General features: G+C 47.0%; 4 protein-coding genes. 3 read left to right on the top strand and 1 reads right to left on the bottom strand.

Annotated elements, in window-relative coordinates:
- Nucleotides 1-68 precede the first annotated feature (68 nt).
- Entirely contained in the window at nucleotides 69-1022 is a 954-nt protein-coding gene (locus AB6E51_RS07780; protein WP_372057787.1) for a TIGR01212 family radical SAM protein, read from the bottom strand.
- 529 nt (nucleotides 1023-1551) lie between these two features.
- Here AB6E51_RS07780 and gltB (AB6E51_RS07775) point away from each other — a divergent pair.
- From gltB (AB6E51_RS07775) to gltB (AB6E51_RS07765), 3 genes are all read left to right on the top strand, one after another.
- Nucleotides 1552-6099, top strand: a complete 4548-nt coding sequence (gltB, locus tag AB6E51_RS07775; protein WP_372057788.1) for a glutamate synthase large subunit — start codon at nucleotides 1552-1554, stop codon at nucleotides 6097-6099.
- Entirely contained in the window at nucleotides 6099-7568 is a 1470-nt protein-coding gene (locus AB6E51_RS07770; protein ID WP_017066517.1) for a glutamate synthase subunit beta, read from the top strand. The genes gltB (AB6E51_RS07775) and AB6E51_RS07770 overlap by 1 nt, the downstream gene beginning before the upstream one ends.
- A gap of 428 nt (nucleotides 7569-7996) precedes the next feature.
- The gene (gene gltB / locus AB6E51_RS07765) at nucleotides 7997-12460 is read left to right on the top strand and encodes a glutamate synthase large subunit (protein ID WP_372057789.1); all 4464 of its coding nucleotides are present in this window, start codon (nucleotides 7997-7999) and stop codon (nucleotides 12458-12460) included.
- The last annotated feature ends 15 nt before the right edge of the window (nucleotides 12461-12475 follow it).

Below are 12475 nucleotides of genomic sequence, written 5' to 3'. Positions count from 1 at the left end.
ATCTGCTAGGGAAATGTTACCACTATTTATTGGTTTTATCTGCTGTTACCTACAGTCACCCATTTCTATTAATTGGCCGCGTTTAAAACAGGCAACGTGTACTCGAATGCAGAGCCCGTTTTGATGCCTTGAGCACCGGTTTTATCCAACGAACGACCTATTTCAGTCATCGCTAACCAGCGGTTCTCACACCATAAAGGAGAAAGTAAGGTTGGGCGTCTCGCCGCTGAAGAAACACGGTGATAAACCACGTCCGCAGGAGTGCGTTGAATGATCTCACTCGCGATATCGATGTACTCTTCGAGGCTTGGGGCTTCTAGCTTTCCTGCCTTCCACGCCTTAGCCATGGTACTGCCCTCTACTATATGAAGGCCGTGCAGCTTAATACCATCGGTGCCAACGGCTAATACCTTGTCTAAGGTTTCAAGGTTATCCGCTTTGGTTTCTTTTGGTAGACCAACAATCAGGTGAGTACACACCTTGATACCTAAAGCGCGTGCGCGTTGGGTGATCGTTTCATACACCGCAACATCGTGGCCGCGGTTAATTCGCTTGAGGGTTTTATCATTGGCGGTTTGCAGGCCAAGCTCGAGCCAAATCTCATAGCCTTGTTTAACGTAGCCCGCTAACAGATCCAACACCGCATCAGGCACACAGTCTGGTCGCGTACCAACACAAAGGCCGACGATCTCTGCACCGGGTGCTTTTAGCGCCTCTTCATACATATTCTTGAGCACTTGCACCTCAGCATAAGTGCTGGTGTACGCCTGAAAGTAAGCCAGGTACTTCTTGGCACGAGCAATCTCACCCGCACGATCTTTTAGCTGGTCAGCAATACTTTGAATTTGAGTTTGTTCATCGGCAAAGGAAGCCACGTTACAAAACGTGCAACCTCCACGGCCAATTGTCCCGTCTCGGTTTGGGCAGCTGAAACCACCATGAAGCGTCAGCTTGTGAACCTTCTCGCCATAACGGCGTTGAAGGTCTTGGCCGATAGTATTGACCAACTCGTGTAATTGCATATTTTCAAAGCACTCAAGTAAATAAGAATGAATATCAGTCTTTTTTGAAAAAAAATTACATCCCTGCAAAATTCGACCAATTAGTTTACTCAAGGCTTTTTGCGAGCAACCTAACAAATATCAATAAACATGCAAAAAATCGGCTCTATTTGCCTAATGTTGCACATTTGTTGGGCATTAAATTCAAAATAAAACGAAAAAAATGGTCTACATGGGTCAACTTTCATTGCAATTCGCCTAGACAAAATTGTAGGATACTTACACATATTGGCTATTTTTGAGTATTTACTTACAACGAAAACTTGCTAATAAGTCGGTGATATCTAACTCCCACCTATATAAACCACTAGTTTGTGGTTAAAAATAAACAGGTATCACTAAGGATTGTTTTTCTCGCAATACTTTTCCTGCGAGATACGGAAAGGATTCAAACCGCCAGCATAGGCAGGTTTAGACCCATAAATATAAAAGGACAAGGCTGACTTTATACAAATAAGTTGCGCCTAGATTTAACTGGAAGGATGTATCTATGGTAGATCAAGAGCAGAACTCACAGGGTCTGTATACTCCTGAATTGGAGCATGACGCTTGTGGTATCGGTTTTGTTGCGCATCTAAAGAATCGCAAATCTCATGATGTAGTAACTCAAGCACTCGATATGCTTGCACGTATGGAACACCGTGGCGGCCAAGGCTGCGATCCGTGTTCTGGTGATGGTGCAGGTATCCTGCTACAGAAGCCGCACGAATTCTTACTAGAAGAAGCCGTAAAGCTTGGAATTAAGCTGCCATCTTTTGAAAAATATGGTGTTGGTGTTGTACTTTTCCCTAAAGATGAACACAAACGTGCACAGTGTCGTGACATTCTAGAACGCAATGCACAACGCCTTGAGTTAGAAGTTATCGGTTACCGTGAACTTCCAACGGACAATTCAATGATTGGTGCTGACCCACTAAGCACTGAACCTCAATTTGAACACGTATTTATTTCTGGCGGCCCTGGTATCACACCAGAAGAGCTTGAGCGTAAACTGTATGTTCTACGTAACTACACGGTTCGTGTATGCCTAGAAAGCGTTTCAAATATCGGTGATGACTTCTACATCAACTCTATGTCTTACAAGACATTGGTGTACAAAGGTCAGCTAACAACTGAACAAGTTCCTCAGTACTTCCTAGATCTGCAAAACCCAACCATGGTGACAGCTCTAGCACTAGTACACTCTCGCTTCTCTACCAATACATTCCCACGTTGGCGTCTAGCTCAGCCTTTCCGTTACATCGCGCACAATGGCGAAATCAATACGGTTCGCGGCAACCTGAACTGGATGAAAGCACGTGAAGCAATCCTAGAATCGGATCTGTTTACACAAGCTGAAATCGACATGCTGCTTCCTATCTGTCAGGAAGGTAGTTCGGATTCATCAAACTTCGATATGGCACTGGAACTACTTGTTCTTTCAGGTCGTACTCTGCCACACGCGTTGATGATGATGATCCCGGAAGCATGGCAAGAAAACAAAAACATGGATCCAACTCGTCGTGCGTTCTACCAGTACCACGCGAACGTAATGGAACCATGGGATGGCCCAGCATCAGTATGTTTCACCGATGGTGTTCAAGTAGGTGCAACACTTGACCGTAACGGTCTGCGTCCTTCTCGCTACACAGTAACTAAAGACGACTTCCTAGTAATGGCGTCTGAGTCTGGTGTTGTTGAGATTGCACCTGAAAACGTTGAGTACCGTGGTCGTCTACAACCAGGTCGTATCTTCGTTGCTGACCTTGAGCAAGGCCGCATCATTTCTGATGAAGAAGTGAAAGACAGCATTGCTAAAGCACAACCTTACGAAAAGTGGGTTGAAGAGAACCTTCTGAGCCTGAAAAAGCTACCGGATGCGAGCAACGAATTTAGCCAACCTTCTCCAGAGAAACTACTACACAAACAACAATCGTTTGGCGTGAGTTCTGAAGAAGTAAACGAAATCATTCTACCTCTTGCGAAAACAGGCTACGAGCCACTTTCTGCAATGGGTGCTGACTGGCCGCTAGCGATTCTTTCTCACCAATCGCAGCACCTTTCAAACTACTTCAAACAGTTGTTTGCACAAGTAACTAACCCGCCGATCGACCCGATTCGTGAGCGCATGGTTATGTCTCTGAACACTTACCTAGGTAAAGACCAGAACTTACTTGCTGAAACACCTGAGCACTGTCAAAAAGTAGAACTTGAGTCTCCAGTACTGTCTAACTCTGAGTTAGAAAAACTGCGTGCAATCGATAACGAGCACCTTCAGGCGAAGACGCTGGATATCGTATTCCAAGCAAATGGCGACCAAGGTAAGTTAGAGCGCGCACTTAAGCGTATCTGCCAATACGCAGAAGACGCAGTGATTGATGGCTACTCTATCATCCTACTGACAGACCGTGCGGTTAACTCTAACCATGCCGCTATTCCAGCAATGCTGGCGGTTGGCGCGGTTCACCACCACCTAATCCGTAAAGGTCTACGTGCTAAGTGTGACATCGTTGTTGAAACGGGCGACGCTCGTGAGACACACCACTTTGCAACGCTTATCGGTTATGGTGCAAACGCAGTTAACCCATACCTAGTTATTGAAACGATTGTTGAACTGCAACGTACTAAGAAGCTAGATCCAAACGTACACCCACGTGAGTTATTCGATAACTACCGTAAAGGTGTTAACGGCGGTCTACTTAAGATCTTCTCTAAGATGGGGATCTCTACGCTGCAGTCTTACCACGGTGCACAAATCTTTGAAGCACTTGGTGTTAGCAAATCAGTGGTTGAAAAATACTTCACAGGTACTGTTTCTCGTATCCAAGGTCTAACGATCGACGATATCGCGCGAGAAGTATTGGTTCGTCACCGTGTTGGTTACCCAGCTCGTGAAATTCCAGCTCAGATCCTTGATGTTGGTGGTGTTTACCAGTGGAAACAACGTGGTGAGAAACACTTATTCAACCCAGAAACGATTTCTCTACTTCAAGAATCGACGCGTAACAAAGATTACGGTCAGTTCAAGAAGTACGCAAAAGCAGTTGATGACCAAGGCGACAACGCAGCAACGCTACGTAGCCAACTGGACTTCATCAAGAACCCTGCAGGCTCTATTCCTCTAGCAGAAGTAGAACCAATCGAGAACATTCTTAAGCGTTTCGCAACCGGCGCAATGAGCTTTGGTTCAATCTCGCATGAGGCTCACTCAACATTGGCTGTTGCGATGAACCGCATTGGTGCGAAATCAAACTCAGGTGAAGGTGGTGAAGATCCAGCGCGTTTCGAACGTAAAGAAAACGGCGACTGGGAACGTTCAGCAATCAAACAGGTGGCTTCTGGTCGCTTTGGTGTAACGTCTTACTACCTATCTAACGCTGATGAGCTACAAATCAAGATGGCTCAAGGTGCGAAACCGGGCGAAGGTGGTCAACTACCTGGTGATAAGGTTGATGACTGGATCGGCGCAACGCGTCACTCGACTCCGGGCGTAGGTCTTATCTCGCCACCGCCACACCACGATATCTACTCAATCGAAGATTTGGCTCAGCTGATCTACGATCTGAAAAACGCGAACCGTAACGGTCGTGTCAACGTGAAGCTAGTATCAGAAGCTGGCGTAGGTACGATTGCATCGGGTGTAGCGAAAGCGAAAGCTGACGTGGTACTTATCGCAGGTTTTGATGGTGGTACGGGTGCATCTCCGATGTCTTCTATCCGTCATACCGGTCTGCCTTGGGAGCTGGGTCTAGCGGAAACGCACCAAACACTACTGAAAAACGGCCTACGTAACCGTATCGTTGTTCAATCTGATGGTCAGATGAAAACACCACGTGATCTTGCAGTAGCAACGTTACTTGGCGCTGAAGAATGGGGCGTAGCAACAGCAGCATTGGTTGTTGAAGGCTGTATCATGATGCGTAAGTGTCACAAAAATACATGTCCTGTTGGTATTGCAACACAGAACAAAACTCTGCGTGAGCGTTTCGACGGCCGCGTAGAAGACGTAGTGACTTTCTTCCAATACATGGCTGAAGGTTTACGTGAAGTAATGGCTGAGCTTGGCTTCCGTTCTATCGACGAAATGGTTGGTCAATCACACAAACTTAAAGTTCGCGATGACATCGGCCACTGGAAGTACAAGAACCTAGATCTAACACCAGTACTGCACATTGAGCAGGCTCGTGCTGAAGACGGTATCTACAACCAGACAAAACAAAATCACAACCTAGAAGACGTTCTAGACCGTAAGTTGATTCAAGCTGCAATTCCAGCACTTGAGAAAGGCGAAGCCGTGAATGCGACCTTCCCTATCATCAACACGGATCGCTCTGCAGGTACCATGCTGTCGAACGAAATCTCGAAGGTTTACAAAGACCAAGGTTTACCACAACCAATGAACGTTAAATTCCACGGTAGTGCGGGCCAATCTTTCGGTGCATTCCTTGCGAAAGGCGTTAAGTTCGAAGTCGAAGGCGACGCGAACGATTACTGGGGTAAAGGTCTGTCTGGCGGTACATTGGTACTGTACCCAGATGCGAAATCTTCTATCGTTGCAGAAGACAACATCGTAGTGGGTAACGTATGTTTCTACGGTGCCACTTCTGGTGAATCTTTCATTCGCGGTATGGCTGGCGAACGTTTCTGTGTTCGTAACTCAGGTGCGAAGGTTGTAGTTGAAGGTGTTGGTGATCACGGTTGTGAGTACATGACAGGTGGCGCGGCAATTATCCTTGGCTCAACGGGTCGTAACTTTGCTGCAGGTATGAGTGGCGGTGTCGCTTATGTTTGGGATAAAGCAGGTGACTTCGAAACCAAGCTCAACGCAGAACTTGTAGACCTAGACCCAATTGAACAAGAAGATAAAGATCTTCTACTCGATATGCTAACGAAGCATGTTGAATTCACAGGAAGTGAAGTTGCTCAGTCTTTCCTAGACAACTTTGAAACAAGCGTTGCATCACTAGTTAAAGTAATGCCACGCGACTACAAAGCGGTTCTTGAAAAGCGTAAAGCTGAAGCACAACAGGCACAAACGGAAGAAGTGGAGGCAGTATAATGGGTAAGCCTACTGGATTTTTAGAACACGGTCGTGAGCTTCCAAAGAAGCTCGACCCGTCAGTTCGAATTGAAGACAACAAAGAGTTCGTACTTAACGAAGAGTTTGGTGAAAAGATCAATACTCAAGCCTCTCGTTGTATGGACTGTGGCGTACCTTTCTGTCACAACGGCTGTCCGATTGGTAACATCATCCCAGAATTCAATGATGCGGTTTACCGTGACAGCTGGGAAGAGGCTTGGAATATCCTAAGCTCTACCAACAACTTCCCTGAGTTTACCGGTCGTGTTTGTCCTGCTCCTTGTGAAAGTGCCTGTGTTCTTGGTATCAACCAAGACCCAATCACTATCTGTAATATCGAGAAAACGATTGTCGAAACTGCGTACCGTGAAGGGTACGCAAAACCTAAAACACCACGCTCTCGCACAGGTAAAACTGTCGCAGTTATCGGTTCAGGTCCTGCTGGCCTAGCCGCAGCTGAGCAGCTAAACAGCGCTGGTCACTCGGTAACGGTATTTGAACGTGACGAGAAAGTCGGTGGTCTACTTCGCTTCGGTATCCCAGATTTCAAACTGGGTATGGACGTGATTGATCGTAAGATCAACTTAATGGCTGAAGCTGGCGTTGAGTTTAAAGTTAACCAACACATCGGTGTTGATGTTAATGCTCAACAGTTACGCCAAGAGTTTGATGTGGTATTGCTAACGGGTGGTTCTACGGTTCCACGCGACTTGCCAATCCCTGGTCGTGAGTTGAAAGGCGTTCACTTTGCCATGGAATTCCTTGGTCAAAACAACCGCCGTGCTAACAACCTAGATCTTAAAACAGAAGAGATTCACGCTAAAGATAAGCACGTTGTGGTTATCGGTGGTGGTGATACTGGCTCTGACTGTGTGGGTACATCAAACCGTCATAAGGCAGCGAGCATTACTCAGGTTGAGATCATGCCGATCCCACCAGAGAAGCGCCCTGCAAACATGCCTTGGCCTCAATACCCAATGATCATGAAAACCACCACTTCTCACGAAGAAGGTTGTGAACGTCACTGGAACATCTTAACCAAAGAGTTCATCGGTAACGAGCAAGGTCAAGTGACGGGTCTACGTATTGCTGACATCGTTTGGCAAGATGCGAAACCAGGTGAGCGTCCAGGCTTTGATGAAGTCGCGAACTCTGAACGTGTTATTCCTTGTGACATGGCATTCCTAGCAATGGGCTTCTTACACCCGGAGCCAACCGGCGTGCTTGCTCAACTAGACATTAAACTGGACGAGCGCGGTAACGTCGCTTCTGAAGGTTTTGCAACGAACCAGAAAGGCGTTTTCGCTGCTGGTGATATGCGTACTGGTCAATCTCTAGTTGTACGTTGTATTAATGAAGGTCGTGAATGTGCGATTGCGATTGATGACTTCTTAATGGGTAACTCAAACTTAGAAGCGAAAGCTGATTCACTCATGCTTTCCGCATAATATTTCTCGGGCTAACGTCAATGACGTTAGCCTAGAGGAAAAGCAACACCCTTCCTAACTTTTATATTTGGCTAGCACTCGATGCTAGCCTTTTTTCTATCTGGCCTTTGGCGCTTTCAAAATCACCCTGTTGTATATGTTAAATCTCGTTAACATCTACCTTCTATATCTCATTGATATCCATCGACTATTTTAGATTATTAAGTGGCTAATCGCGTTTATGCATGATAATTAACCATGAACTTGACCTTAAACACAATTAGCTATACGTTGTAAAGCTGATGAAAACAAAATCAATCGGTTTTGTTAACACAACCAATAACGTTTTAACTGGCTAAAGCAAACTATCAGTTTATAAAAAACAACAAGTACATGAATAGTTAGTCATTTACTGTCTGGATGACAGAGAAGCAAAAGGGAGAATTGCAATGGCTCTATATGATCCTAGTCTTGAAAAAGACAACTGTGGATTTGGTTTAATAGCGCAAATGGAAGGCCAACCTAGTCATAAGTTGGTAAGAACTGCTATTTCAGCCCTCGATCGCATGACACACCGTGGTGGTATCGCTGCGGATGGTAAAACCGGGGATGGCTGTGGCTTATTACTACAGAAGCCTGACTCTTATCTCAGAATTATTGCTGAAGAGAATAACTTCAAGCTCGGCAAGCAATACGCTGTCGGCATGATTTTCTTCAGCCAAGATCCAATCAAAGCGCAATCCGCGCAAGACATCGTCAATAAAGAGCTCGCTCAAGAGACCTTAACGGTTGCAGGTTGGCGCGTAGTACCGACCAACACCGACGTATTAGGTCCGATTGCCAAAGATTCAGTTCCCAATATTCAGCAAGTGTTTATCTCGGCCCCCGCGGGTTGGCGTGAACGCGATATTGAACGACGCCTTTATATCGCTCGTCGCAGAATTGAAAAACAGATCACCGAAGACAAAGATTTCTATATTTGTAGCCTTTCGACACAAGTCATGGTTTACAAAGGTCTGTGTATGCCGGCCGATCTTCCGCGATTTTACCTCGATCTTGCAGACTTACGCATGGAATCGGCGATATGTCTGTTCCACCAGCGTTTCTCAACCAATACTCAGCCACGTTGGCCACTGGCTCAACCATTCCGCTATTTAGCGCACAATGGTGAGATCAATACCATTGAAGGTAACCGACAATGGGCTAAGGCTCGTGCCTATAAATTCTCTTCGCCGTTGCTGCCAGACTTACAAACCGCCGCACCCTTTGTGAATGAGACAGGCTCAGATTCATCAAGCCTAGATAACATGCTCGACCTGTTCCTTGCCGGTGGTATGGATGTGTTCCGAGCGATGCGCATGCTTGTGCCGCCCGCTTGGCAAAACCACCCAGATATGGACCCAGATCTACGTGCATTCTACGACTTCAACTCAAAGCACATGGAACCGTGGGATGGTCCTGCTGGTATCGTACTTTCAGATGGTCGTTACGCTGCGTGTAACCTAGATAGAAACGGCCTGCGTCCTGCGCGTTATGTGATTACCAAAGACAATCTAATCACGCTCGCATCAGAAGTCGGTATCTGGAACTACGCACCGGATGAAGTCGCAGAGAAAGGCCGTGTTGGCCCGGGCGAACTGTTGGTAATAGATACTCGCCGCGGCAAGCTATGGCAATCTAATGAGATCGACAATGACCTCAAAGGCCGCCACCCATATAAAGAGTGGATGGAAAAGAACGTTCACAAGTTAACGCCATTTTCTGCGCTGCAAGATGACCAAGTGGGTAAGCGTAGCTTTGACGATGATACGCTCAAGACCTACCAAAAACAGTTTGCGATGAGCAACGAAGAGTCCGACCAAGTGCTGCGTGTGCTTGGTGATATGGGGCAAGAAGCAGTGGGCTCAATGGGCGACGACACGCCAATGGCTGTGCTCTCTTCAAAAGAACGCTTGGTCACTGATTACTTCCGTCAAAAGTTTGCACAAGTCACCAACCCACCGATTGATCCATTGCGTGAAAAACACGTGATGTCTTTGGCGACCAGTATTGGTAAAGAGATGAACGTGTTCTGTGAAACAGACGGTCACGCCTATCGTGTCACGTTTGATTCACCAGTACTGCTTTACTCAGACATGCAGCAGCTTCTGCAGTTGAGTCAAAAACATTATCGTCATGTCATTCTCAGCATGCACTACGACCCGAATAACCAAGATCTAGAACAAGCAATCAAAGCAGTATGTGATAGCGCCGAACAAGAAGTCAGCGAAGGTGCGGTTTTAGTTGTGCTGTCGGACAAAGGTTTAGAGAAAGGAAAACTACCGATCCCTGCAGCCATGTTGGTTGGTGCGGTGCAAACAAGGCTTGCTGACACCAACCTGCGTTGTGATGCCAACATCGTTGTTGAGACAGCAACTGCGCGCGACCCACACCAATTTGCTGTGCTGCTTGGCTTCGGTGCAACCGCGGTTTACCCATACCTCGCTTATGAAGCGTTAGGTAAAATGTTGGATGATGGCTCTTTAGATAAAGATTATCGTGCCGCAATGCAAAATTACCAAAACGGCATCAACAAAGGTCTGTACAAGATCATGTCGAAGATGGGAATTTCAACCATTGCCTCTTATCGCTGTTCACAGCTTTTCGAAGCCGTTGGCCTTCATTCCGATGTTGTTGAGCTCTGTTTCCGCGGAGTTACCACTCGAATCCAAGGCGCAAGCTTTAGCGATTTCCAGCAAGATATCTATAACTTATCTCGTAAAGCCTGGACTAAGCGTAAGCCAATCGAGCACGGTGGTTTACTCAAATACGTACACGGCGGCGAATATCACGCCTATAACCCTGATGTGGTTGGCACTCTGCAAACTGCAGTAAAAACAGGTGAGACATCGGATTATCTCTCTTTTGCTAAGCAAGTAAATGCTCGTCCAGCTGCGATGTTACGCGACTTAATGAGCCTCAAAAAAGCCGATCAGCCTCTACCACTAGAGCAAGTCGAGCCTAACAGCGATCTGTTTAAACGCTTCGACTCTGCGGCAATGTCGATCGGTGCTTTGAGCCCAGAAGCGCATGAAGCATTAGCAATGGCGATGAACCGCTTGGGTGGTTACTCAAACTCTGGTGAAGGTGGTGAAGACCCTCGACGCTTTGGTACTGACCGTAACTCTCGTATCAAGCAGATAGCTTCCGGTCGTTTTGGTGTGACGCCACATTACTTAACCAATGCGGATGTTTTGCAGATCAAGGTCGCGCAAGGTGCGAAGCCTGGAGAAGGTGGTCAACTGCCCGGCCATAAAGTTACCGCAGAAATCGCTAAGCTGAGATATTCAGTTCAAGGGGTGACACTGATCTCCCCTCCTCCACATCACGATATTTATTCTATCGAGGATCTAGCGCAGCTGATTTTCGACCTTAAACAAGTGAACCCTAAAGCCTTGGTTTCAGTAAAGTTAGTATCGGAACCGGGTGTAGGCACGATTGCAACTGGTGTAGCGAAAGCCTATACCGATCTGATCACCATTTCTGGCTACGATGGCGGTACCGCGGCAAGCCCTCTAACCTCGGTAAAATACGCAGGTTGCCCTTGGGAGCTTGGCTTAGCAGAAACTCAACAAGCACTGGTTGCTAACGGGCTTCGTCATAAGATCCGCCTGCAAGTCGATGGTGGTTTAAAAACTGGCCTTGATGTGATTAAAGGTGCGATTCTCGGTGCAGAAAGCTTTGGTTTTGGTACCGCGCCAATGGTCGCAATGGGTTGTAAGTTCTTACGAATTTGTCACCTAAACAACTGTGCGACGGGTGTTGCGACTCAAGATGAAACACTACGCCGCGAATACTTCAAAGGCCTGCCAGACATGGTGGTGAACTACTTTACAGGCCTAGCCGATGAAGTTCGCCAATACCTTGCAGAACTCGGCGTAGAAAAACTAACGGACCTGATTGGTCGTACTGACTTACTTGAAGCCGTTCAAGGCCTCACCGCGAAACAGAACAAGCTCGATCTCTCTTCAATACTCGAAGCTCCGGTATCTCCAGAAGGTCACCCACTGTTTTGGACCGAGCCAAACGCACCATTTGATAAAGCTCAGCTCAACCAGCAGATTCTGGATGATGCACTCGATGCAATTGAGAAACGTCAATCCACCAGCCTTTACTACAACGTGATCAACACAGACCGCTCGATTGGTGCTCGTATCTCTGGTGAAATTGCTAAGCGATACGGCAACCAAGGGATGGCAGGTTCACCAATCAAGTTATATCTCGACGGTACAGCAGGCCAATCTTTTGCGGTTTGGAACGCAGGCGGCGTTGAGCTTTACCTAACAGGCGATGCCAATGACTATGTTGGCAAAGGCATGGCTGGCGGCAAAGTGGTTATCAAGCCTCACCAAGGCACCGCATTTACTTGTAACGAAGCGACCATCATAGGCAACACCTGTCTGTATGGCGCAACTGGAGGCAAGCTGTTTGCAGCTGGTACGGCTGGCGAACGATTTGGCGTACGTAACTCAGGTACGGTTGCTGTGATTGAAGGCGCTGGTGACAACGCCTGTGAATACATGACCGGCGGTATTGTTGCCATTCTTGGCGCAACTGGCGTCAACTTCGGCGCCGGTATGACAGGTGGTTTTGCTTATGTCATGGATAAGAACGAAGACTTCCAAGGTCGAGTAAATAACGAGTCGGTCGAGGCACTTTCTCTGTCTGACTTATTTATCCACCAAGAACATCTGCGTGGCTTAATTGCAGAGCACTTAGAAGAGACTGGCTCAGTACACGCTGAAGCTATTCTGGCGAACTTTGATGAATGGATTCCGAAGTTCTACCTAGTGAAGCCGAAGACGGCGGACCTTAATACCTTGCTCGGTCATCAAAGCCGCAGCTCTGCTGAACTTCGTGTTCAAGCGCAATAATTGGAAGGAGCCAAT

The organism is Vibrio sp. 10N.247.311.47 (genome assembly GCF_041467535.1).
In the GTDB taxonomy this organism is placed as follows: domain Bacteria; phylum Pseudomonadota; class Gammaproteobacteria; order Enterobacterales; family Vibrionaceae; genus Vibrio; species Vibrio crassostreae_C.
The sequence above is the reverse complement of the archived record's forward strand: the minus strand, read 5'-3'. Positions and strand labels throughout refer to the sequence as shown.

What these genes read in the sequence shown, in the direction of transcription:
- AB6E51_RS07780 (WP_372057787.1), bottom strand. Translation starts at nt 1,022, where the DNA reads ATGCAATTACACGAGTTGGTCAATACTATCGGCCAAGACCTTCAACGC.
- gltB (WP_372057788.1), top strand. Translation starts at nt 1,552, where the DNA reads ATGGTAGATCAAGAGCAGAACTCACAGGGTCTGTATACTCCTGAATTG.
- AB6E51_RS07770 (WP_017066517.1), top strand. Translation starts at nt 6,099, where the DNA reads ATGGGTAAGCCTACTGGATTTTTAGAACACGGTCGTGAGCTTCCAAAG.
- gltB (WP_372057789.1), top strand. Translation starts at nt 7,997, where the DNA reads ATGGCTCTATATGATCCTAGTCTTGAAAAAGACAACTGTGGATTTGGT.